Genomic DNA, 24144 nt, shown 5'->3' on the forward strand with positions numbered 1-24144 from the left:
TCGGCCGGAAGACCATTTGTACTTTAGTTCAGAGTGCGTCGGGCCTACCTTTCCTAGGGGCCCTTCGTTGGCTAACGCCAAGTCGACCCCAACGGAAAGCTCTCCCTCCGATTGGATATTTTTTAGGTATAAATATTCACCGTCTGGTGTTTTCATATCAATCAGTATATTTAACCCAAAGTAACTCACTATCTGAAATCATCTGGCTAAACAGCGCTTTCATTTTTTCTTTTTCACTATCAGTCACATGGTATAACAACAATAAATCTTCACAGAGATAGTTTAGCTGTATATCTGTTAATGGCTCTTTTCTGATAAAACCTAAATAAGAAGCGCCGATACCAATAAGCTCTAAGCCATATTGTTGTTGAAAGCGTTTTGCCAATATAAAGTTTTCTGCCGGTGATAAATCACAACTAAAATAGCCATTAGGAAATGCATATAAAGTTTCATAACTATGATTAACCGGTACAATTAATGCAGATACCGGACAATCAAAAATAGAAACAGGATCTGTTTGATACTCAATCCATTCTTCTAAACATTCATCTGTTAACGTTAGTCCTTTTTCACAAGCCTGTTCAAAGGTGATGTCTTTTATTAAACGTTGAAAATTATGCTGACAAATAAACATTTCAGATGGGGTATTTAGATATCCAAGATATTCCCCCTGCTCAAAACACTCAGGTGGTAACCCGGATAAATCCAGATCGTCACTATCGGCTAAATCACAGGTCATTCTGGCGTGGCCAGAGGTATAGCAAGCCTGAGATACATCATCCAGAGTTAATAAAATTTGTTGATTACTATATTCCTGGCTTTTCTGATGATAAAAATCTAACAAACCATTCAGGCTTTCAATTTTATCAATTCTATATTCATTACAGAGGCCTCCCGAAGGATTATGTGTCTCATCATGGCCTAGAAACGTAATATTCATCCACTATATCCCTTTATGTTTATCGACCCGCTTTCACCAGATACTGTTTCCCACTCACCTCAACCAACGGCACTCTGCGTGTACCTTCAAAAGCATCATACGCTGGCTTTAGCGTTTGCCAGAAATCGATATATTCCGAATCCTGATACTGAGTCATTTTATTTTTCGTCATAGCAAACGGGAAAATATGGATAGGAACCACCTTCTGCCCACCGGCAAAAGCCTGTTCAACTAACCCATATATCTCGGTAATTATCGGGTCAGTCATGGCGTAGCAACCTGCAGAAGCGCAACCGCCGTGTACCATAAGAAAATCACCGGTATAACCATTGGCGCGATCGAAAGCATTTGGGTAACCAATATTAAAAGAGAGGTGATAACTGCTATTGGGGTTAAGTAATCCCTTGGTGGTTGAGTAGAAACCTTCCGGGCTTTTATGATCCCCTTGCTTCTTTTTCGGCCCTAAACCACCAGAGTAAGTACAGATGATATAGCTTTTATACAACTCATAAGGCTTATTGTCTGAACTAAACCACAGCTCAAACTTATCTTCTGCTTTAAGAATTCGGATATACAGACGATCGCCAAACTTAATCTGCTTTTCAGTTTCAGGAGGACGAGGATGAATAACTCCGTCATCCGGGCCAGGTCCTTCAGGAGGGCGGCTGGTAAGATTCTGGTAAATCAACAGGCTGACAATCACAATCAGCACCAGAATAATAATGAAAAGCACATTTTTCATTCAATAACGTCCATATTATCTCTGCAACTTCTTATCCATAGTAAAAAAGCCAATCTGTTTACAGATTGGCTTTTTATAACGCACATAGCAATCAAAATACCGGGTGCTGATTACATCATTTTCTTGGTCAATTCGATAACACGCAGTTTTGCAATCGCTTTACTCAGCTCTGCAGATGCCTGTGCATAATCGATGTCACCATGCGAATTACGGATATGTTCTTCCGCTTTACGCTTGGATTCCATTGCCCGAGCTTCATCAAGATCCTGTCCGCGGATAGCCGTATCAGATAAAACAGTAACTATAGTTGGTTGAACCTCGAGGATACCACCGGAAAGGTAGATAAACTCTTCATCACCGTTTAGCTTAACGATACGAATCAGGCCCGGCTTGATGGCAGTGAGCAGCGGCGTATGCTGAGGATAAATCCCCAATTCACCTTCGCTACCCGTCACCTGGATTCTTTGTACTTCGCCAGAAAACATATTATTTTCTGCACTCACTACGTCCAGATGGAAAGTTGATACAGCCATGTAGCCCTCCTATTGCAGCTTACAGTTTCTTGGCTTTTTCCACAGCTTCGTCAATGGAGCCAACCATGTAGAACGCCTGCTCAGGCAGATGATCGTATTCACCGTTCATAATACCGTTAAAGCCACGGATAGTGTCTTTCAGCGATACGTACTTACCAGAAGAACCGGTAAATACTTCTGCAACGAAGAATGGCTGAGACAGGAAGCGCTGAATCTTACGAGCACGAGATACCACCAGCTTGTCACTTTCTGACAGCTCGTCCATACCCAGAATCGCAATAATGTCTTTCAGTTCCTGATAACGTTGCAGAATTGACTGAACACCACGAGCACAATCATAGTGCTCCTGACCAACCACTAATGGATCCAGCTGGCGGCTGGTTGAATCAAGTGGGTCAACCGCAGGGTAAATACCCAGAGAAGCGATTTGACGACTTAATACGACCGTTGCATCCAAGTGGGCAAAGGTGGTTGCTGGTGATGGGTCAGTCAAGTCATCCGCAGGTACATATACTGCCTGTACCGAGGTGATTGAACCGGTTTTAGTTGATGTAATACGTTCTTGCAACACACCCATCTCTTCTGCCAGCGTTGGCTGATAGCCTACCGCTGATGGCATACGACCTAACAGTGCGGATACTTCCGTACCGGCCAGGGTATAACGATAGATGTTATCGATAAATAACAGAACGTCACGGCCTTCATCACGGAATTTTTCCGCCATGGTTAAGCCGGTTAATGCAACGCGCAGACGGTTTCCTGGTGGCTCGTTCATTTGGCCATAAACCAGTGATACCTTATCCAGTACGTTTGATTCGGTCATTTCATGATAGAAGTCGTTACCTTCACGAGTACGTTCACCTACACCCGCAAATACAGAGTAACCTGAGTGCTCAGTCGCAATATTACGAATCAGCTCCATCATGTTTACGGTTTTACCTACACCCGCACCACCGAACAGACCAACTTTACCACCTTTAGCAAACGGACAAATCAGGTCGATAACCTTGATACCCGTTTCCAGCAGTTCAGTTGCACCTGACAGATCTTCATAGCTTGGTGCTTCACGGTGAATAGCCCAACGGACCTCTTCACCAATGTCGCCTTTCATATCGATAGGCTCACCAAGTACGTTCATGATACGACCTAAAGTCGCAACACCAACCGGTACTTCGATAGGGTGCTCTAAATCTAATACTTTCAGACCACGGCTTAAGCCATCAGATGTACCCATTGCGATACAACGGACTACACCACCACCGAGCTGTTGTTGAACTTCCAGCACCAGCTTGGCATCGATCTGAACTTCAAGCGCGTCGTACACCTTTGGTACGGCGTCTTGAGGGAATTCGACGTCCACTACGGCGCCGATAACCTGGATAATCTTTCCAGTAGCCATCTTGAATCCTCTACGTAATTCCTAAACCAAGCCCTAGACCGCCGAAGCTCCCGAGACAATCTCGGTAAGTTCCTGAGTGATGCTGGCCTGACGCGCTTTGTTATAAACCAACTGAAGCTCTTTAATCAGCTCGCCACCGTTATCGGTTGCGGCTTTCATCGCTACCATTCGCGCGGCCTGCTCGCTTGCCAGGTTCTCAACTACACTTTGATAAACCTGCGATTCGACGTAACGACGCAGCAAGGTATCCAGCAGCGACTTCGGATCGGGCTCGTATAGATAATCCCAGGACTTATTTTTGATTTCTTCGTCATCTGACGGCGGCAGCGGTAACAGCTGTCTGATTTCTGGCGATTGCGACATGGTGTTAACAAACTTGTTGTTAGCAACATACAGTCTGTCTAAACGACCTTCATCATAGGCCTGCAGCATAACTTTTACCGGACCTATCAGTTCAGATACCGATGGGCTATCTCCCATGCCGGTAACCTGAGCCACAATATTGCCACCCACCGATGAAAAGAAAGAGGCACCTTTAGAGCCGATTAACGCTAAATCAACGCTAACGCCTTTATCATTCCACTCTTTCATTTCGGCCAGTAATCTCTTGAATAAGTTAATATTCAATCCACCACACAGACCACGGTCAGTAGACACAACCAGATAACCAACGCGCTTAACGTCACGTTCATCCAGATAAGGGTGCTTATACTCAAGATTACCTAACGCAAGGTGACCAATCACTTTGCGCATCATCTCTGCATAAGGACGGCTTGCCGCCATGCGTTCTTGCGATTTACGCATTTTAGACGCGGCAACCATCTCCATCGCTTTGGTGATCTTTTGCGTATTTTGTACGCTGCCGATCTTACTACGTATTTCTTTTGCGCCGGCCATTTAAGCTTCTCCTCACTACCTTACGGCCCCTGGAGGCCGTTTGGTATTACCAAGACTGGGTTGCCTTGAAGGTATCGAGAATGGCTTTAAAGCCTGCCTCGATCTCATCATTGTAACCACCGGTTTGGTTGATTTTCTGTAAAAGCTCAGCGTGGTCACGCTCGGCATAGGCTAATAAAGCCTCTTCAAAGCTACCAACCTTCTCTAACGTCACATCTTCCAGATATCCGCGCTCAGCTGCAAAAAGCACCAGAGACTGGTTAGCAACTGACATAGGATCATACTGTTTCTGTTTCAGTAATTCGGTAACTTTCTGACCGTGGCTCAGCTGTTTACGTGTTGCATCATCCAAATCAGAAGCGAACTGGGAGAATGCCGCCAGCTCACGATACTGTGCCAGAGCGGTACGGATACCACCGGACAGTTTCTTCATGATTTTAGTCTGTGCTGCACCACCAACCCGCGATACGGAAATACCTGGGTTAACCGCCGGGCGAATACCCGCGTTAAACAGGTTAGATTCCAGGAAGATCTGGCCGTCGGTAATAGAGATTACGTTGGTCGGAACGAATGCAGAAACATCACCCGCCTGAGTTTCGATGATCGGTAACGCAGTTAATGAACCGGTTTTACCTTTCACTTCACCTTTAGTAAAGGCTTCAACGTACTCTTCGTTAACACGAGCAGCACGCTCCAGTAAACGGGAGTGGAGATAGAATACGTCACCAGGGAACGCTTCACGACCCGGTGGACGACGCAGCAGCAGGGAGATCTGACGATATGCAACAGCCTGCTTAGACAGGTCATCATAAATAATCAGTGCATCTTCACCGCGATCGCGGAAATATTCACCCATTGCACATCCGGCATACGGTGCCAGATATTGCAGCGCGGCAGATTCAGATGCTGAAGCAACCACAACGATAGTGTTGGCTAATGCATTATGCTCTTCTAACTTACGCACAACGTTGGCGATAGTTGAAGCTTTCTGGCCGATAGCCACATAAATACATTTAATACCAGAATCACGCTGGTTGATGATGGCATCGATCGCCAGAGCAGTTTTACCGGTCTGACGGTCACCGATAATCAGCTCACGCTGACCACGGCCGATTGGAATCATGGAGTCAACAGACTTATAACCGGTCTGAACCGGTTGGTCTACCGATTGACGCTCGATAACGCCAGGTGCAATAGCTTCTACAGCAGAGAAACCATCATGCTCAACCGGACCTTTACCGTCGATTGGCGCACCCAGGGTGTTAACAACACGACCAAGCAGGCCACGACCGACCGGAACCTCAAGAATACGACCAGTACACTTAACTTTCATGCCTTCGGCAAGGTCAGTATACGGACCCATAACTACCGCACCAACGGAGTCACGTTCAAGGTTAAGTGCAATCGCATAGCGGCTACCTGGCAGTGCAATCATCTCGCCCTGCATTACATCGGCTAAACCGTGAATACGGATAATTCCGTCACTGACGGAAACAATAGTACCTTCGTTGTGAGCTTCACTCACAACATTGAACTGAGCAATGCGTTGCTTGATCAGTTCGCTGATTTCTGTGGAATTCAGTTGCATGCTCCAGTCCCCTTAAGACTGCAAGACGTCTGTTAGACGTTCAAGACGACCACGTACACTATCGTCTATCACCATATCACCGGCACGAATAACAAAACCGGCTATAACAGACTTATCAATTTTGCAATTTAGCTTAACTTTGCGTGACAAACGTTTTTCCATCGCGGTGGCAATTTTTGCCAACTGGGCATCATTCAATGGAGCAGCGGCAGTAACATCCACTTCAATGGTTGACTCCTGCTCTGAACGCAATTGAATAAACTGTTCTAACACGTCAGGAAGCACGATTAAACGTCCATTTTCGGCCATGACCTTTATCAGGTTTTGACCACTTTCGTTGAGCTGTTCACCACAAATGGTAATGAACGTGCTGGCTAAATGTTCCGGCGCCAGTGCCCCGGACAGCAAATCAGCAACTTGCTCATTACGGCTAACTTCAGCAGCAAATGTCAGCATTTGTTGCCAGTTATCCAGGTCATTCTGCTCAACGGCAAAGTCAAAAGCTGCTTTGGCGTAGGGGCGAGCTACAGTAATAAATTCAGACATCTGCCCCTCCTTACAGTTCAGCGACCAGTTTATCAACGATGTCGCTATTAGCAGCTTCATCCACGGAACGTTCGATAATTTTCTCAGCACCAGCAATCGCCAGCATAGCCACTTGCTTACGCAATTCTTCACGCGCTCTTTTGCGTTCTGCGTCTATTTCAGCCTGAGCCTGAGCAAGAATACGAGAACGTTCTTGTTCAGCTTCAACTTTAGCTTCGTCGACTATTTGAGCTTTACGCTTATTTGCCTGCTCAATAATTACCTGAGCATCGGCTTTAGCTTGAGCTAACTGGTCGGTCACATTGGCTTGCGCTAAATCCAGATCTTTTTTAGCTCGTTCTGCAGAAGCTAAACCGTCAGCAATCTCTTTTTGACGTTTTTCGATGGCAGAGATAATCGGCGGCCATACGAACCTCATACAGAACCAGACAAACAGGACAAACGCTATCGCCTGGCCGAGGATTGTTGCATTAATATTCACAGCACAATGCCTCTTGTTAATTTAACAGTTTGGTGTGGTTTCAATGTGCAATGTTAACCGGCTACGGCGAACATCACATACAAGCCCAGACCAACAGCGATCATCGGAATGGCGTCAACCAGACCCATAACGATGAAGAACTGTGTACGTAATAATGGGATAAGATCTGGTTGGCGAGCAGCACCTTCCAGGAATTTACCACCCAAAATGCCGATACCGATAGCAGCACCGATCGCTGCAAGGCCCATCATTACAGCAGCAGCCATGTACAGCAGATCCATGTTTAGGTTTTCCATGACAGTCTCCAGTTTATTTCAGTTAAAACTTAGCAGGGTTGTTAATATTAATGTTCTTCAGAAGCCATCGACAGATAGACAATCGTCAGAACCATAAAGATAAAGGCCTGTAACGTAATGATCAGTATGTGGAATATTGCCCATGGGACATTAAGTAACCACTGTGACCACCAAGGAAGCAGACCAGCAATTAGGATGAAAATTAACTCACCCGCATACATGTTTCCGAACAGTCGCAGACCGAGGGAAACAGGTTTGGATAGCAAGCTAACGCCTTCCAAAATTAGGTTAACTGGAATAAACGCCCAGTGATTGAACGGCTGCATGGTTAGTTCTTTAACAAAACCTGACACGCCTTTCATCTTGATGCTGTAGAACAGAATCAGAATGAATACGCCCAGCGCCATTGAGAGAGTAACGCTCACGTCCGCAGTTGGTACCACGCGTAAAGCAGGTAAACCAAGAACGTGTTCTCCGATGTAAGGAAGTAAATCGATTGGCAATAAATCCATGGTATTCATCAGGAAAACCCAGACGAATACGGTAAGCGCTAGTGGAGCAATCAGCTTACTTTTGCCTTGGTACATGTCTTTAACCGTACCATTAACAAAATCAATAATCAGCTCAACCGCACACTGAAGTTTACCCGGAACACCGCTGCTGGCCTTAACCGCAACGCGGCGGAAAATAAACAGGAACAGTACACCAAGAACAATGGAAAAAAACATCGAGTCGATGTTAATCGCCCAAAAGCCTGGTGTATCACCATGCTTAACGAGCTCCATAGTACGCAAATCCATTTGAAGGTTATTCAAATGGTGGCCGATATAATCCTGTGGAGTAGAGATTTCCCCTGATGCAGACATGATGCCTCTCACTCTTTATTATCAATTAGTTACGAAAAATATTTATTATAGCCGGCGCCACTACTTGCACTATCAACACAGCCAAATAAGTCACGCAAAGAGGCAAAAACTCCGCCTTAAACACAACCAACGCGATAACCAGCAGCGCGATGGTCAAAATAATTTTTACTATCTCACCGATAAAAAATGACCAGGCCAGTTTACCCTGAGCCTGCTCGCTATCCTGATGCCGCCATGTTAACAATAAAAACACCGCGTTAGGCAAACATCCGGATAAACCACCCAAAAAAGCAGAAATAGCCCATTTTTGGCTGCTAAGACAAAAAACCACGCTAAGTATAATAACAATGGCAAATTGTGCTAACAAAAGTCTGCGGGCTGTGACTGAATCATAAAGCGCTACAGACATGGCATATACTCTCTTTGAGCGTTAGCTTTCTCTCTACTAAAAAAGTAGAAACCGAGTAGTGTATAAAACTGTCTTTATCGACCAGAGTCAAGCCGGAAAAAACCAGTGGATTATACGGACAAACGCGGTTGATTCTATATTTAAGTAACAAAAAAGTGAACAAATGATTAAATTCCCAAATGTTCACTTTTTGGCATTTTTAACGAAAGCGCGGCCTATTATTACTAATAATGTTAAATATGTTTTGATTAATTATCCTTTTGTGAAGCTAATCACATAAATAATTTTAGTTTCCCGACTTAATTAAATATCACATATCTTACTAATTATTATTGATTTTATATAAAATCAAAGACCTGAAAGGATTCAACAAAAATTTAATGACCATAATGGTCAAATCCCCTCTTTTTGTCTTTCTGATAACAAACACAATGGAAACATATAGGAAAGGTGGATAACGTTTTGTAATAAAAGTGTTAATACACCTTGAATTCAAACTTGAAAATCACTCAATTATGTAAATTAATTTTATCTTTTAAAATAAATCTGCAAGAGCACGTTTTACTCATTAAAAGCATAAATACCTAATTTGAGTGATTAACATTTAACCAGCAATAATAACCAGATGACGTTCCCCATCCAGTTCAGGTACATCTAAAGCAACGATTTCTTGCACATGAAAGCCCGCAGGTACTTGCGACAACTCTTCTTCGGATATAATCCCTTTTAGTGCATAAAACTTGCCATGCTCTTTAGATGGTAAGTGATGACACCACTTCAACATATCCTGAAGTGAAGCAAAAGCCCGGCTGATAACGCCATCAAATCCTTGTGGTATGGAATAGTCCTCCACACGGCTCTGAACGGGTGTGACGTTGGTAATATTCAGTTCATGCATAACCTGACGAATAAAACGAATACGCTTACCCAAGCTATCCAGTAACGTAAATTGGGCATCAGGGCGAACAATGGCCAGTGGAATACCAGGCAAACCAGGTCCGGTCCCTACATCAATAAAACAATTCCCCTGAAGGTGTGGATTAACCACGATGCTGTCCATGATATGACGGATCAGCATCTGTTGAGGATCCCTGACTGAAGTGAGGTTATAAGCCTTATTCCATTTGTGTAATAAGGCCACATATCCCAGCAGCTGTTCTTTCTGAAGCTGACTTAGTTCCATTCCTGCGGCTTTGAGCAGCTTATCAAATTGGTTTTGCAAAACTTATCCTTAAGCGCTACGACGTAGCATGCCTTGTTTTTTTAGCCAAATCAGCAAGATAGAAATAGCCGCCGGTGTAATACCAGAAATACGCGATGCCTGACCAATAGAGCTTGGTTTGTGATCGTTAAGCTTGATACTCACTTCGTTAGACAACCCGGGAACCTGACGATAGTCCAGATCCGGAGGCAGGATCGCATTTTCATTGCGCAGGTGTTTTTCTATTTCTCCCTGCTGACGAGCGATATAACCTTCGTACTTAACCTGAATTTCTACCTGCTCAGCGGCTTGCTCATCGGATAATCCTGGTGCAAACAGTGACAAGGTGGACAACATTGCATAATCAACTTCAGGACGTTTTAACAGCTCTTCACCAGTGGCTTCTTTGGACAATGGTGATTTCAGCAAGGAATTAATCTCTTCCACCCGATCCATATTTGGATGGACCAGAATGCTTCTCAGACGCTGACGCTCTTGTTCAATGCTCTCTTGCTTAGTAACGAAGTGTTCCCAACGCCGATCGTCAACCAGACCCATTTCCCGTCCGATTTCAGTCAGGCGTAAGTCTGCATTGTCTTCACGCAACATCAGGCGGTATTCTGCCCTTGAGGTAAACATCCGGTAAGGCTCTTTGGTACCAAGAGTGCATAAATCGTCAACCAGAACGCCAATGTAGGCCTGATCGCGACGCGGTGACCATCCTTCCTTCTCTGATGAGAAACGACCCGCATTGAGGCCTGCAAGCAGCCCTTGAGCTGCTGCTTCTTCATAACCCGTTGTGCCGTTAATTTGACCGGCAAAAAACAGACCCTGAATAAATTTACTTTCCAGCGTAGGTTTGAGATCCCGCGGATCGAAGAAATCATATTCGATGGCATAACCAGGACGAACGATCCTCGCATTTTCCATACCTACCATGGATCGAACGATCTTCATCTGAACATCAAACGGTAAACTGGTAGATATCCCGTTAGGATAAACTTCATTGCTGGTTAAGCCTTCAGGTTCCAGAAAGATCTGATGTGCATTACGATCGGCAAAACGCATCACTTTATCTTCGATTGAAGGGCAGTAACGCGGGCCGATCCCTTCAATGATCCCGGTATACATTGGGCTACGATCCAGGTTATTACGGATCACATCATGAGTTTGTTCATTGGTATAGGTGATGTAGCACGGGATCTGCGTTGGATGTTCACTGGCATTTCCCATAAATGAGAATACCGGCAATGGAGTATCACCGTGTTGCTGTTGCAGAATATCAAAATTAATGGTTCTGGCATCGATTCTTGGTGGAGTTCCGGTTTTTAAACGACTTACTCGCAAAGGAAGTTCACGCAAGCGTTGAGATAAGCCAATGGAGGGGGGATCCCCTGCTCTGCCACCGCTGTAGTTTTCAAGTCCAATATGAATTTTACCATCGAGGAAAGTTCCTACTGTCAGTACAACAGCTTTAGCTCTGAACTTTAGCCCCATTTTAGTCACCACACCGGTGACTTTGTCATTTTCAACGATGAGATCTTCTGCTGGCTGTTGGAAGATCATTAGATTTGGCTGGTTTTCCAGTGCGGATCTTACTGCCTGTTTGTACAAAGCACGATCTGCCTGAGCTCGGGTTGCTCTGACTGCCGGGCCTTTACTGGCATTTAATATTCTGAACTGAATTCCTGCTTTATCAATAGCATGAGCCATTAATCCGCCTAAAGCATCCACTTCTTTAACCAGATGACCTTTACCAATACCACCAATGGCTGGGTTGCAAGACATTAGCCCCAGTGTGTCGATGTTATGGGTTAATAAAAGTGTTTGTTGCCCCATACGAGCAGCAGCCATAGCGGCTTCAGTTCCGGCATGACCGCCACCAACAACGATGACGTCAAAGGAATCTGGATAAAACATGGTATTACACCTCGGGATGTTCGGACGATCGAATATAAATGATCTTGAGTCAGCGATTCTACTTGAGTTTAAAGCTTAGTCCAACTGGCTTGGATCTTGGTTAATTAAAGAAAGATCTTTTTATTTAGAGATCTTCTTATTGGATCTACTACTAGGATCCTTTGATGTTGTGGATAAGCAATAATTCGTCTTTGGGATCAATTTATTAAATGGATCCTTTTACTGTGGATGATCGGTGATCCTGAACAGTATAAGCTGAGCATAATAGTGGTAGTTATCCACATGCACAACCGGCCCTTTAAGTTGTTAGTTGGATAACTACAGGTTAACAGCTGCTTTTAACTATACTTATACACAACTGACTGCGTATTAATTAATCGTTTTTGATTAAATTAATCCAGCTTTCGATCCAAACGCCTGCCGGATCTTCAGGAATTTCATGTTCAGTAACGTCAATTTCCAGTCGATCGCCTATACGTTTTGCTCCACGATCCTGCAAAATACGATCCGCAGTTTTAATACCACCACAGAAAGTGTCATATTCTTTACTGCCTAAACCAACTGCTCCAAATCTGACTTGAGTCAGATCTGGCTTCTGCTGTTCTATTTGTTCAAATAGTGGCTGTAGGTTATCGGGTATTTCACCTGCACCATGGGTTGATGTCACTATTAACCAGATGCCTTCAGGCGTTAATTCATCCAGTTCAGCACCGTGCAGGACTTCTGTCGTAAAACCTGCTTCAGTCAGTTTTTCTTCCAGATGCTCAGCAACATATTCAGCACTACCTAAAGTACTGCCGCTAATCAGCGTTATATCAGGCATACCCATCCTTAATTATTCAGTTTCGCGCGTATTGTACGCTGTGAAACAGCTGGGATCTACCTGTGGATAATGTGGGTATAATAAAATAGTGCTTATGGTCTGATGGTCCTCATAATCGGGTTCTGAAGAGAGATTAGTGTCTCTGTCGATTGAATTTCATCAATAGTTTGGATCTTGTTGATAAGTACCTGCTGTAACCCATCAATAGATTTGGTCATCACTTTAATAAAGATGCTGTAGTGACCGGTGGTGTAATAGGCTTCAACTACTTCTTCCAGGTTCTCAAGTTTGGCCAGAGCTGATGGATAATCTTTAGCACTCTTTAAAATAATGCCGATAAAGCAGCAAACATCATAACCCAACTGTTTTGGACTGATCTCAACCTGAGTACCTAAAATGATCCCCGATTGTTTCATTTTCTCCACTCGCACATGAATGGTTCCCGGACTGACGTTGAAATTCTTTGCCAATTCAGCGTAAGGAACCCGGGCATTTTTCATTAATTCGTTCAGTATGCTGCGGTCTAAATTATCGATTTGGTAATTATCGGCCATTTTTAACTCTCTTTTTTAATGTATTGTTATTAAATTAGCTTTAAAAATGAATAATTGAAACTAGTATGGCTATATTTATTAATGAATATTGAATTTAGGTGTGGTTCTGTTGCTTAATACTCATCAACGACATCACAGTATTGAGATAACCACAATGAAAAAGTCCTTTATTCAAAAACAGCAACAAATCACTTTTGTTAAATCTTTCCTTTCTCGCCAGTTAGAGCAAAAGCTTGGTCTGGTTGAGATTCAGGCACCGATATTAAGCCGTGTTGGTGATGGTACTCAGGATAACCTGTCCGGTTGTGAAAAAGCGGTACAGGTAAAAGTAAAAGCTATTCCAGGCGCTACCTTTGAAGTGGTTCACTCACTCGCTAAATGGAAACGTCAAACGCTGGGCCGTTTTGGTTTTGTACCTGGCGAAGGCATTTATACCAACATGAAAGCGCTGCGTCCTGATGAGGATCGCCTGAGCCCAATCCATTCCGTGTATGTGGATCAATGGGACTGGGAGCGTGTGATGTCTGATTCTGAGCGTAACACCGATTACCTGAAGCAAACGGTTCGCTCTATTTACTCAGCGATCAAAGAAACTGAAGCTGCAGTAGCTAAAGAATTTGGTTATAAACCTTTCCTGCCGGCTGAAATTAAATTTATCCACAGTGAAGAACTGTTACAGCGTTACCCGGATCTGGATGCCAAAGGCCGTGAACGTGCGATTGCAAAAGAATTTGGTGCAGTTTTCCTGATTGGTATTGGCGGTAAGTTATCCCACGGTGAAGCACATGATATGCGTGCGCCTGATTATGATGACTGGACAACGCCAGGTGCTGATGGCGAAGGCCTGAACGGGGACATCTTAGTATGGAACCCGGTACTGGAAGATGCTTTTGAACTCTCTTCTATGGGCATCCGTGTAGATTCAGAAACCCTGAAGCGTCAGTTAGCATTAACCAACGATGAAGGTCGTCTGGCTTTAGAATGGCATCAGGCGTTATTACGTGGAGAAATGCCACAAACTATCGGCGGTGGTATTGGGCAGTCCCGCGTAGTTATGCTGCTGCTGCAACAAAAGCACATTGGTCAGGTACAGTGTGGTGTATGGACTCCGGAATTACGTGAAAGCGTAGAGTGCATGCTGTAATTAGCCAGCACGCCAGCGGCGACGTAACCGCTGGCCAAGTCCGGTATCAAAACGCCAGACGTGATCGAAGATTTTCATAATGTTTGGTTTACCGTGTTTAGACATAGCCACCGCGTGAAAACGGTGGTTATGTTTTTTTTGTTTATTCTTTATCTGACTGATTAAACTTTCTGGTAAACGTTGGGCAATAAAGTCGGAGACGATCACGACATCTGCATCGATCCAGTCCTGCTGGTTTAGCTTTTCTACTGTTTCTGATAAACAGGCTGCCAGATCGGTACCGCCTCTAAAGCGCTGGCTTAGAAAGCGAATAGCTTCACTGATACCGGTTGATGATGTCAGCTCGTAATGAACGATTTCAGTAGAGAAAAGTAATATATAGCAGCGTCGATTATCAGCCATGGCTATGCATAATAAAGCTAAACAAAATGCTTTAGCACATTGTTCGTTAAAACCACCCATGGATCCTGAGGTATCAACGCAAACAATAAATGGCCCTCTGGGGAGCTGTTCATTGACGGTTTTTGAAATAGCCCTTACTTTCACCTGCTCACGCCACACATCGCCTTTTAGCTGATAAGTCAGAAGTTGCTGCTCTAAAAAACGCCGGTAAAATTCTATTTCCAGTTCATCAATATTTAGCAATACCATTTCTGTAGGTAGCATTCTGACGATGTCGCTACTCTGGAATATACCATTAACGCTTTCAGGCAGCGTTGCTGGCTCTCTGACCATGACCCGGTACTTTTCATATTGAGTATCTTTGCGATCGACTGAAGTGGGCTGGTAGCTTCTGCCCAGCTGTTCAGCCAGTTTTTGTAATTCAGGTTGTTGTGCCAGAAATTTACCGTATTCAATTAATGTATTGCAGTCAGAACGGTATTTTTCTCCACGACTCATATCCCACAGGTGACCAGAACTCCGGTCATTTTCCACCAAAAAAGGTTCCAGCGCGCTGTTAATGGCCAGGCGATCCTGAAGCTGAGATATCAACTGCTCCCAGTCTCCTTCAATCAATGATTTATGTAGCGTAGTTACTTGTATTGAAAGGATTTTTCGCCATTGCTGTAAAAAAAGGCTGCGAAAGCTCTCATTGCGGTACTCTGCTGTGGCCGAAAGTTTTTTGGCTTGATCAAAAAAAGGAGAATGAAGTTCCTCAAGCTGTTTAAGCACATCATCCAGCCGATCAAAAAACAGGAAATTATCTGAAGAGATACTTTGTTTATAGAGCGTGAATTCTGAGGAAATAGATACAGGTACTTCAGATTGCTTCAATTTATCCTGAAGTTTTATCTTCCAGCCAGAAACCTCTTTATTAAAAGCATTTCTGATTTTGGGATACTTTTCAAAAAAGATGGCTAACTGAGGCGCTGCAAACAGACTAATAAGTAATTCTTCGATTATTTCACTTTCACTGATAGAAAGTAATAACTCGATAGTTTGCAGGCTCATAATGACTATTCAGCTCCGGAAAAAAGCTGTTTTTGTTTGCTGATTTCTTCATGTACCGCAAACAGACTGGCTTCAATTTTTTCCAGCCATTGCTTATTAATAAACAGGCAGGGTTGGGCATCGGTAAAATTTTTACGTTGCTGATTGAGTCTGGATTGAGCATTTTCCAACCGTTGAACCAACTCTTCTGTTGGTTGTATATGAAAGTTTTTGTCTGACAGTGACAGAATAGAAGGCGATAAACTTAAATCCCGAACAATAAGTTGTAAATTATCATCAACGGCCATATCCAAAGATTGTGAAAAACCAATGCCGTTTAGTTTACCTTTTGGTGATTCACCTTTGGTTAACCATAATTCAATTTGCTGTTTTTCAATAACAATATGCGTTACTTCAATACCGTGGAGTTTTAGTGGTGTTTGTAATAATAGCGTTATCTTGTCGTCGGTAATATTAGCCGGTAATACATAGGTTTGTTTACGGTTAAACAGGGCTGTTTTACGTTCTAATTTTAAAGATAACTGATTAGATTGTTGTTGTTTGTATTTCAACCAGTCGGCGTTAATTTGTTGAATTTGTAATGTAATAATTTGCTGTTGAAATGCTTTCTCAGCAATTAACTGCTCAATTTGATGTTCTACCAGCGATAAAGAATTAATATCGTGCCACAGGCAATCTTTTAACAAAATGAGGTCAATAGGGCTTATCGCATCTCTGTCACTAAAAAATGCACTGGCTTGCAAAAGTCGGATAGCTTTTTTCCAACGACGATCGGAAATATAAGGTCCATTATTCAAAGCATTAAGGTTTTGGCGCAATGAATAGATCAGTTCAAAGACCTCATCAGGTAATTTTACCTGGTTAATTTGCTGTTGCCATTCAACGTATTCTTCATCGCTGATACTTAATGATTCAATGGCTGAATTAAGCTTTTCACTGGTTTGATGATTAATCATCGATAAAAAGTTAGCTTTATCCTGAATATTGTTGAGTGATAAACGGATTAACATCCTGTCATATAAGGCTTCAAGACTATTGTCTTCTTCAGGAAGTTCGTTAGAGGCAGTAACTAATAATCGCAATGGCATGGCAACTTCGGTATCACCATTACGAAAATGCCTTTCATTTATTGCGGTTAGCAATGTATTTAGAATGGCAGGACCTGCTTTCCATATTTCATCTAAAAAAACTATTTCAGCTTCAGGGAGATAATTTTTAGTTAATCTAATATATCGACCATCTTCTTTTAATGCCTGAATAGATAATGGCCCAAATACTTCTTCTGGCGTTGAAAAACGCGTCATTAAATATTCGAAAGCATTGGCCTGCTTAAATGAGTATTTTAATCGACGAGCTATCATGCTTTTAGCAATACCCGGAGGCCCCAACAGGAAAACACTTTCCCCACAGAGCGCGGCTAACAGGCAAAGTCTTATGACGTGTTGACGTTCATAAAGATCGGTTTCAAGGATACTGCTTAAACGAGTTATTCGTTCTGACAGGTATTTAGATTTAAGCATAATGAGGACGACTGAATAATAATTAGTTAAAAAATTATAGCAGATCAATGATTAGTAATACTTTTACTTTCCAACTAAAATAGATCAATCAGGGAAAACAAACGTCGTTATGGAATATATTATTCATATCTGCTTTATATAGAGCAGATAGTTATCATTATGCCTTTGGTTCTCTAACCACCGCATAAAAACGCGGATACAAGAAGCAATTATGAGTACAGATAATAAACGCTCGTTGCCGGCAACCATGTTAGCCACAATTGGTGTGGTTTATGGTGATATAGGTACCAGCCCTCTTTATACCTTAAGAGAATGTTTTTCGGGCTACTATGGATTTAGCGTTGAACCGGATGTCATTTTTGGTTTTCTGTCATTAATTTTCTGGATGCTTATTTTAGTGGTATCCCTTAAGTATCTGAGTTTTGTTATGCGGGCAGATAACGCCGGTGAAGGTGGTATTCTGACGCTAATGTCTCTGGCGGGTAGATATGCCAGCGATAAAAAAACCGCATTTGTGGTGATTATTGGCCTGATTGGCGGCAGCTTCTTTTACGGTGAAGTGGTAATTACTCCGGCAGTTTCCGTAATGTCCGCTTTGGAAGGGTTAGAGATTCTGGCTCCTTCTCTTGATGCCTACATTGTTCCCTGTGCGGTAGTTGTGTTAACCATTCTATTCTGTATTCAGAAGCACGGAACCGGTGGTGTTAGTAAAGTATTTGCTCCGGTTATGCTGCTTTGGTTTTTTGTTATTGGTTTATTGGGTATCCGCAGCATTATGGCCAGTCCGGAAGTGTTGTATGCATTGAATCCTTCCTGGGCGATTGGCTTTTTCCTTGAATATAAGGCGTTATCGTTTTTTGCACTTGGGGCTGTAGTTTTGGCTATTACCGGTGTGGAAGCGTTGTATGCGGATATGGGGCACTTTGGCAAAATGCCCATTCGCTATGCCTGGTTTACCGTGGTATTGCCCTGTCTGGTTCTGAATTACTTTGGTCAGGGTGCTCTGTTGCTAAGAAGCCCGGAAGCGATAAAAAATCCATTCTTTCTGCTGGCGCCTGATTGGGCATTAATTCCGTTGTTGATTTTGGCCGCACTGGCTACGGTTATTGCCTCTCAGGCGGTTATATCTGGTGTGTTCTCGCTGACCCGGCAGGCGGTGCATTTAGGTTATTTACCACCAATGAAAATTTTGCACACATCTGATATGGAGGCGGGGCAAATCTATATCCCTGTGATTAACTGGCTGCTGTATATTGCTGTGGTACTGGTTATTGTGACTTTCAAACACTCCAGTAATCTTGCCGCCGCTTATGGTATTGCCGTAACAGGAACCATGGTGATTACCTCAATACTCTCTTGTATTGTGGCTAATCAGAACTGGCACTGGCCGCGTATTGCGACCGTCACTATTCTGACGGTTTTACTGTTTGTTGATATTCCACTGTTTTCAGCTAACGCCGTTAAGGTGTTCTCCGGCGGTTGGTTACCGTTGCTGCTGGGGTTGTGTATGTTTATAGTGATGACCTCCTGGAAAAGCGAACGCTTCCGTCTGCTGCGTCGTTTACATGAGCATGGTAATTCTCTGGAAGCGTTAATTGCTTCGCTGGAAAAGAATCCGCCTACCCGGGTGAAGGGAACTGCGGTGTTTATGATTCGTACTACCAACGTTATTCCATTCTCTTTGCTGCATAATTTAACCCATAACAAAGTGCTGCATGAGAGAGTCATTCTGATGACGATAAAAACTGTTGATACTCCTTATGTACATAACGTTCAGCGGGTGACAATTGAGCAGCTTTCACCGTCGTTTTGGCGGGTAGTGTCGAGTTATGGTTATAAAGAAACGCCAAATGTTGAAAACATCTTCTATCTGTGTGGATTGGAGGGGCTGTCGTTTAGCATGGAGGAAACCTCTTTCTTCCTTTCCCACGAATCGGTGAAATTAGGTAAACGTCCGTGGTATTTAAAAATCCGCGGGCAGCTGTTTTTGGCGCTTAATCGTAATGCGTTGAGGGCTCCGGACCAGTTTAAGATACCGCCGAATAGGGTGATTGAGTTGGGGACGCAGATAGATATCTAATTTCTTCGAATTATAGTTATATTTTTAATCAGCTATGAGGATATTCCGGCCGTAAAGACGATATTGTACATATCTCCTTTGTGCTCGGCCGGAAGACCATCAATACTTAAGTTCGGAGTGCGTCGGGCCTACCTTTCCTAGGGGCCGTTACAAAACACCTTTGGTATTTTGCCCTTCGGGCCAGCGCTAGCGCTGTTCAAACAGGCTTTGCCTGTTTGTCGTTGGCTAACGCCAAGTCGACCCCAACGGAAAGCTCTCCCTCCGATTAGCTTCGCTAACAGCTAAATTTATCCAGAGATAATTATTATTAATCCTTTCTTCCTGCTATCAAATTATCCCCGTCGCCAGGTTTTAGCATGATAAATACCAGTGAGGATAAGAAGGTGATAACGCCCATGGTGATGAAGGTGTAGTGGAAATGGTCGATGGTGTTTCCGCTGGAGAAGGTTTCGTAAGCGTGAAGTACGGTTGCGCTGACGGCGACGCCAAAGCTGATGGATAGCTGTTGGGTTACTGCCATCAGGCTATTGCCGGAGCTGGCGGTTTTGTCGGTTAAGTCACCCAGCGTGATGGTATTCATGGCGGTGAACTGTATGGACATTACCATTCCCATAAGAAACAGGGGAATTATCAGCATCCAGAGCGGTTCTGCCGGGTCTTGTAGTGAGAATTGAGAGATCATTGCGCCAATTAGCAGGGTAACGCCAATCAGCGTATTGCGGTAACCAAATTTATTCAGCACTTTAGTGACTATCGATTTAGCCAGCAGTGAGCCAACGGCGGTTGGAGCCATCATACAGCCAGCTATCAGCGCTGAATAGCCAAAGCCGATTTGTAGCATTAGCGGCATCAGGAAAGGAACGCTTCCGGTTCCTAAGCGCGAAACGATGCTGCCGAGAATACCAACGGAGAAAGTGCGGATCTTAAATAGTGATAAATGAAACAGCGGATGCCGGTATCTAAGAGCATGCCACACGTACAGGAAAAGTAAAATTATTCCTGAAATAAAGATCAGTATGGCTAATTGCGTTGAAACAATGCGTTCGCTAAACAGTGACAATCCGCTGAGTAGCATCACCAGGCTTAAGCCAAATAACAGAAAGCCTAAAATATCAAATTTACGACCGGGAACGGTAAAGTCAGGCATATATTTACGGGCGTAGAACATTCCTATTAGCCCGATAGGAATATTTATCAGGAATATCCAGTGCCAGGTGGCGTATGTGACTAACCATCCCCCCAATAACGGGCCAACAATAGGGCCAATTAATCCGGGTATGGTGACAAAATTTAATACGGGTAATAGTTCACTGCGAGGATAGGCTCTTAATAGTGCAAGGCGGGCAACGGGCATCATCATCGCTCCGCCCACACCCTGAATAATTCGCGAAATAACCAGCATTGATAATGAATGTGACAGGGCACATGACAGTGAACCAAGCACAAACAATAAAACAGAAATCATGAAGACTTTGCGAGTGCCAAAGCGATCGGCCAGCCAACCGCTAATGGGAATCAACATGGCAACAGTAAGCGTATAGCTAATAATGGCCGACTGCATTGCCAAAGGGGAATGATTAAGACTTTTAGCAATAGCTGGAATCGCCGTGTTTAATATGGTGGCATCCAGAGCCTGCATAAAGAACGCAGTAGCGGCAATCCAGGGGAGGCCGGCTACACTACGCGCTGATTGAGTCATTCATTATCCTGCGGTTGATTCAATACTGTAAATCTTAATGTCCTTTTCTAATAATTCCTGTGTAGCCTTAAGTGCTTCGGCACTATCCTTTTTTAGAATAGCATCAACAATGGATTGATGGTGTTCCAGCTTGATCACTTCATTATTGGTTACCGATCTGAAGTAGGTTTGATAGACCGAACTGAACAGGCTGGAGAAAGATGTCAAAAGCGGATTGCAGCTGGCATTGTAGATAAGCTTATGGAATTCCGTATCCACCTGTATCCATTTTTCAGCATCGAAATCTTTATGTAATGAGCGCATTTCTGCCATTAAAAGCGAGAGTTGATAGCGCTGTTCATTACTGGCGTGCATTGCAGCCAGAGCTGCTGCCTGAGGCTCTAACGCCCGGCGTAGTACCACAAAGTGTTGAGTAACTTCAAAAAAGTTATCTTTGCTAATCCACCATGAAAGCAGATCTTTATCGAGAAAATTCCAGTAATACTTAGGCATAACCCGCGTACCAATCCGCGGTCGGGCAAGTAACATTCCTTTAGCGGTAAGCATTTTCACTGCTTCTCTGATAGCGGTTCTGCTAACGCTATATATTTCACAGAGTTCATTTTCACCCGGCAGTATGCTTTCTGCTGCAAATTCGCCAGACAAAATGCGGTGCGCTATCTTCTCTGCAACCAGGTAAGACAGATTTCGATGGGCAGCCTGCTGCTGAACATTAAATTGCATTATGTTAAGTATCCTTTCGCGGTTATCAATGTAAACTATTTGATTTTTAATAATTATTATTTGTTGTTATTCAACGAGGAACATCTCATTTTATCCCATAAAAGGCGATAAAATAACAAACTCTTCGCCATATTATGATCACACGCAATCGATAACGTATTTAATCCAGTTAAATAAATAAGATAGGAATTATCTATCAGGGTTAATTGCGGATAAATTTTCTGTATTTGGGATAAACAACGAATCTCTAACAATAGTTTTAGCGGATGAAACACCTTTTTGGAAATAAATTACTCTTCCTGCGGAGGCTCATGTACTTTTCTTGCCAGAAACCAATAAGAGTAGACGGCATTAATCAATACCACTATAGCAGTAACGATAAATACTGCACGAAACCCGAGGGTTGCGGCTACGCCGGAACCCAGTAGTGGGCCGCTAACATTACCTATATCGCGAAATGATTGGTTATAGCTGAATATTCGTCCGGCTACCTGATTACTGCAATTATAAATTAGCAGGGTTTGTACCGCTGGTAATAGTGCGCCATCAGCCACCCCCAACAGAAAACGCAGTGCTGCCAGTTGCCAAGGATTTTGCACAAATGCCATGGGGATCAGTACCAAAATGGAGAAAATCAGCATGGCTATCAAAATACGTTCCGGCCCGATGCGATCGCCTAATTTACCTAATCGTGGTGCGCTTAACAGGGCAGCAAAGCCGGGGACGGAAGCAATAAATCCGCTAATAAAAGCCAGGTTCTCAATATTATTTGATATTTCACGCACATACAGCGTCAGAATTGGTGCAATAGAGCCAGTTGCTACCTGAATAATCATGGTGGTAACAAATAGTCCCAGTACCAGTTTGGGCTTACTCAGTGAGGCAAAAACTTGTCGTCCGCTCAACATGTCTTTTTTATGTACTCGGGTGAACTGCTCTTTAACCGCATACCAGGTCAGCAGGAAACAGATAAACAGTACGCTGGCGGTAATAAAGAACACCGGACGCAGACCATAACGGTCAGCCAGAAAACCACCAATCAGTGGCCCTAACAGGGCTCCACTAACAGCCCCGGTTGACAGGGTTCCCAGTGCCCATCCGCTACGGTTGCGGGGTACCTGAGTGGCTATTAGCGCATTGGCGTTGGGTACAAATCCTCCCAATACACCTAACATTGCGCGTAACCCAAGGAACTGCCAGATATTCTGGGCCAATCCCATTAATACCATAATAATTGCCATACCCAACGCTGAGCGAAGCAGCATCAGTTTTCGACCACGACGATCCGCTAACCCGCCCCAAAATGGGGAAGCCAGGGCAGAAAACAGGAAGGTGATACTGAAAACCAGACCTGACCATAAATTCAGTTCACGGTGGCCGGTTATGCCGAGTTGCTCTACATATAAAGGTAAGAAAGGCATCACCAGGCTAAAGGCTGCCCCGGTGAGAAAACATCCAATCCAAACCACCATCAGATTTCTCTGCCAGTTAACTGGTTCAGTGAGTTCTATCGTGTCGGGATCTTCTGTTGGCATGTTTGACCTGCATAGAGTGGTATTACGGCGAGTGTTTAATACACAATCTCAGAATGCCACTAATACCGCCCTTTTAAAACCGGAATTCAGTTAAAACAGGGCGGTAAATCAATTTTACGACTGATAAATATTCCAGCCTCTTTTTTTCCATAACTCCGGTAGTTCACTCATATTATAGAATGTGGTGACCAGAGGGTGATCGATTGGCTGGTTGTGTGGATCGGCACAGTAGTAAAATACCGGAATACCGGCAGCAATACCCGCATGAGCTCCTGCAACGGAGTCCTCAACTAAAATACATTTTTCCAATGGAATATCGAGACTATCGCAGGCAAATGCCAATAGTGCCGGATCGGGTTTCCAACGCTGGATATCAAAAGCGCTATACAAGTGGTCGCCAAAGAAATCGATCAGTTTGGTTAGCCCCAGAGAATGCTGCATTTTGCTGACCGGACCATTAGAAACAACGGCCATAGGCACAGTAATGCCTTCCAACAAAGGACGGATCCCTTCAATCGGCTTCAGGCTCAGTTCGAACAACCGTGCCATATCCTGCCGGTACTCTTTCTCCAGTTTTTCGTCAGGCTGATCGAGACCATAGGTCTCTCTGACTTGAGCAAACACTTTATAAAGGTTAGTTCCTTTAAACTGTTTTATGCACTCTTCTGTAGAAAGTGGAATGCCATAGCTCTTAAAAACGTTAGAAAAAGATTCACAACATAAAATCTCGCTGTCTACTAAGGTGCCATCACTATCAAACAGCACGCATTCAACCGGTTGCATAATTTATTCCTTT

The 24144-nt window shown here is 43.6% G+C and carries 23 protein-coding genes; 2 read left to right on the forward strand and 21 right to left on the reverse strand.

Annotated elements, in window-relative coordinates; all coding sequences use genetic code 11:
• Positions 1 to 157 precede the first annotated feature (157 nt).
• From GOL65_RS13650 to asnC, 15 genes are all read right to left on the reverse strand, one after another.
• On the reverse strand, positions 158 to 940 hold the full coding sequence (locus GOL65_RS13650; protein WP_140920647.1) for a hypothetical protein: 783 nt from the start codon (positions 938 to 940) through the stop codon (positions 158 to 160).
• A 19-nt stretch (positions 941 to 959) separates the two neighbouring features.
• On the reverse strand, positions 960 to 1682 hold the full coding sequence (locus tag GOL65_RS13655) for a L,D-transpeptidase family protein (protein WP_140920646.1): 723 nt from the start codon (positions 1680 to 1682) through the stop codon (positions 960 to 962).
• Between the two features lie 110 nt (positions 1683 to 1792).
• Positions 1793 to 2215 (reverse strand): F0F1 ATP synthase subunit epsilon, encoded by a 423-nt coding sequence (locus GOL65_RS13660; RefSeq protein ID WP_130593467.1) that lies wholly within the window; start codon positions 2213 to 2215, stop codon positions 1793 to 1795.
• A gap of 19 nt (positions 2216 to 2234) precedes the next feature.
• Positions 2235 to 3614 (reverse strand): F0F1 ATP synthase subunit beta, encoded by a 1380-nt coding sequence (gene atpD / locus GOL65_RS13665; RefSeq protein ID WP_130593468.1) that lies wholly within the window; start codon positions 3612 to 3614, stop codon positions 2235 to 2237.
• A gap of 33 nt (positions 3615 to 3647) precedes the next feature.
• Entirely contained in the window at positions 3648 to 4511 is an 864-nt protein-coding gene (atpG, locus tag GOL65_RS13670; RefSeq protein WP_130593469.1) for a F0F1 ATP synthase subunit gamma, read from the reverse strand.
• A 46-nt stretch (positions 4512 to 4557) separates the two neighbouring features.
• Positions 4558 to 6099 carry a F0F1 ATP synthase subunit alpha gene (gene atpA / locus GOL65_RS13675; protein ID WP_140920645.1) on the reverse strand — a complete coding sequence of 514 codons (1542 nt, stop codon included), beginning with the start codon at positions 6097 to 6099 and terminating at the stop codon, positions 4558 to 4560.
• A 12-nt stretch (positions 6100 to 6111) separates the two neighbouring features.
• Positions 6112 to 6645, reverse strand: a complete 534-nt coding sequence (gene atpH / locus GOL65_RS13680) for a F0F1 ATP synthase subunit delta (protein WP_140920644.1) — start codon at positions 6643 to 6645, stop codon at positions 6112 to 6114.
• 10 nt (positions 6646 to 6655) lie between these two features.
• Positions 6656 to 7126, reverse strand: a complete 471-nt coding sequence (gene atpF / locus GOL65_RS13685; RefSeq protein WP_108900913.1) for a F0F1 ATP synthase subunit B — start codon at positions 7124 to 7126, stop codon at positions 6656 to 6658.
• Between the two features lie 53 nt (positions 7127 to 7179).
• Positions 7180 to 7422, reverse strand: a complete 243-nt coding sequence (gene atpE / locus GOL65_RS13690) for a F0F1 ATP synthase subunit C (protein ID WP_108900914.1) — start codon at positions 7420 to 7422, stop codon at positions 7180 to 7182.
• 47 nt (positions 7423 to 7469) lie between these two features.
• Positions 7470 to 8288, reverse strand: coding sequence for a F0F1 ATP synthase subunit A (gene atpB / locus GOL65_RS13695; RefSeq protein ID WP_140920643.1), 819 nt, complete (start codon positions 8286 to 8288; stop codon positions 7470 to 7472).
• Positions 8289 to 8313: 25 nt separating this feature from the next.
• Positions 8314 to 8697 (reverse strand): F0F1 ATP synthase subunit I, encoded by a 384-nt coding sequence (gene atpI, locus GOL65_RS13700; protein ID WP_140920642.1) that lies wholly within the window; start codon positions 8695 to 8697, stop codon positions 8314 to 8316.
• Positions 8698 to 9301: 604 nt separating this feature from the next.
• A complete protein-coding gene (gene rsmG, locus GOL65_RS13705) occupies positions 9302 to 9880 on the reverse strand; it encodes a 16S rRNA (guanine(527)-N(7))-methyltransferase RsmG (RefSeq protein WP_407657503.1) in 579 nt (192 codons plus the stop codon).
• A gap of 48 nt (positions 9881 to 9928) precedes the next feature.
• A complete protein-coding gene (gene mnmG, locus GOL65_RS13710; RefSeq protein WP_140920640.1) occupies positions 9929 to 11818 on the reverse strand; it encodes a tRNA uridine-5-carboxymethylaminomethyl(34) synthesis enzyme MnmG in 1890 nt (629 codons plus the stop codon).
• Between the two features lie 373 nt (positions 11819 to 12191).
• The gene (gene mioC / locus GOL65_RS13715) at positions 12192 to 12641 is read right to left on the reverse strand and encodes an FMN-binding protein MioC (protein ID WP_140920639.1); all 450 of its coding nucleotides are present in this window, start codon (positions 12639 to 12641) and stop codon (positions 12192 to 12194) included.
• 92 nt (positions 12642 to 12733) lie between these two features.
• Positions 12734 to 13195, reverse strand: coding sequence for a transcriptional regulator AsnC (asnC, locus tag GOL65_RS13720; protein WP_130593477.1), 462 nt, complete (start codon positions 13193 to 13195; stop codon positions 12734 to 12736).
• A 154-nt stretch (positions 13196 to 13349) separates the two neighbouring features.
• Between asnC and asnA the strand changes: the two genes are divergently transcribed.
• Positions 13350 to 14339 (forward strand): aspartate--ammonia ligase, encoded by a 990-nt coding sequence (gene asnA / locus GOL65_RS13725; RefSeq protein ID WP_140920638.1) that lies wholly within the window; start codon positions 13350 to 13352, stop codon positions 14337 to 14339.
• Here the strand turns inward: asnA and viaA are convergent, their stop codons facing one another.
• Together viaA and ravA are read right to left on the reverse strand one after the other, a co-directional pair.
• Entirely contained in the window at positions 14340 to 15794 is a 1455-nt protein-coding gene (gene viaA, locus GOL65_RS13730; protein WP_179038392.1) for an ATPase RavA stimulator ViaA, read from the reverse strand.
• 2 nt (positions 15795 to 15796) lie between these two features.
• On the reverse strand, positions 15797 to 17311 hold the full coding sequence (gene ravA / locus GOL65_RS13735) for an ATPase RavA (RefSeq protein ID WP_140920636.1): 1515 nt from the start codon (positions 17309 to 17311) through the stop codon (positions 15797 to 15799).
• 211 nt (positions 17312 to 17522) lie between these two features.
• On the opposite strand from ravA, the gene kup reads away from it, so the two are divergent.
• Positions 17523 to 19391 (forward strand): low affinity potassium transporter Kup, encoded by a 1869-nt coding sequence (kup, locus tag GOL65_RS13740; RefSeq protein ID WP_140920635.1) that lies wholly within the window; start codon positions 17523 to 17525, stop codon positions 19389 to 19391.
• Between the two features lie 307 nt (positions 19392 to 19698).
• On the opposite strand, the gene mdtD is transcribed toward kup, so the two are convergent.
• The 4 genes from mdtD to yieH all read right to left on the reverse strand — a co-directional run bounded on the left by mdtD (position 19699) and on the right by yieH (position 24131).
• Positions 19699 to 21090, reverse strand: coding sequence for a multidrug transporter subunit MdtD (mdtD, locus tag GOL65_RS13745; RefSeq protein WP_140920634.1), 1392 nt, complete (start codon positions 21088 to 21090; stop codon positions 19699 to 19701).
• Between the two features lie 3 nt (positions 21091 to 21093).
• Positions 21094 to 21813 (reverse strand): FadR/GntR family transcriptional regulator, encoded by a 720-nt coding sequence (locus GOL65_RS13750; RefSeq protein ID WP_140920633.1) that lies wholly within the window; start codon positions 21811 to 21813, stop codon positions 21094 to 21096.
• Positions 21814 to 22103: 290 nt separating this feature from the next.
• Complete coding sequence (mdtG, locus tag GOL65_RS13755) at positions 22104 to 23348, reverse strand: multidrug efflux MFS transporter MdtG (RefSeq protein WP_140920632.1); 1245 nt, start codon at positions 23346 to 23348, stop codon at positions 22104 to 22106.
• 114 nt (positions 23349 to 23462) lie between these two features.
• On the reverse strand, positions 23463 to 24131 hold the full coding sequence (yieH, locus tag GOL65_RS13760; protein WP_140920631.1) for a 6-phosphogluconate phosphatase: 669 nt from the start codon (positions 24129 to 24131) through the stop codon (positions 23463 to 23465).
• Positions 24132 to 24144 lie beyond the last annotated feature (13 nt).

This window comes from Limnobaculum xujianqingii, assembly GCF_013394855.1.
Taxonomy (GTDB): Bacteria; Pseudomonadota; Gammaproteobacteria; order Enterobacterales; family Enterobacteriaceae; genus Limnobaculum; species Limnobaculum xujianqingii.